Source organism: [Flexibacter] sp. ATCC 35208 (assembly GCF_001975825.1).
Taxonomy (GTDB): domain Bacteria; phylum Bacteroidota; class Bacteroidia; order Chitinophagales; family Chitinophagaceae; genus Chitinophaga.
This window is the reverse complement of record NZ_MTKN01000311.1, coordinates 1-427: the sequence shown is the minus strand read 5'-3', so window position 1 is coordinate 427 and position 427 is coordinate 1. Positions and strand designations below refer to the sequence as shown.

Annotated in this window: 1 rRNA gene; it reads left to right on the top strand. The window is 40.5% G+C overall.

The window, feature by feature from the left end:
• Positions 1-73: 73 nt before the first annotated feature.
• Positions 74-185 (top strand): 5S ribosomal RNA (gene rrf, locus BW716_RS35680).
• Positions 186-427: the final 242 nt, after the last annotated feature.

Sequence of the window (427 nt, the reverse complement as noted above, 5' to 3'; positions counted from 1 at the left end):
AGATTGTAGTATAACTTTTCCAATATGCAACTGATTGCGTTACCGTAATGGTAATAAAAGATCTTGAAAATCTGATGGTGATTTTGCTAAGTGTGTTCACCTCTTCCCATTCCGAACAGAGAAGTTAAGCCCCTTATGGCCGATGGTACTGCACCACAATGCGGGAGAGTAGGTAGCTGCCATATTTATTAGAAAGCTCCGGAGCTTCCAGTTCCGGAGTTTTTTTATCCTCTTTAAGGTAGGTCTTTATAGCGAAGTTGATCTTCAAAAAACTTCAAAATAAATTTGACAGAAACGGAATTTTCACTACCTTTGCAACCCCAACGCAAACGACGGGAAACAAGCTAAGATGTAGGAACCGCAAGGGTTCACGCGGATCGGATCCGCAACATCAACAATTTCTTAGAAATAAGAAAAAGCTCTTTGA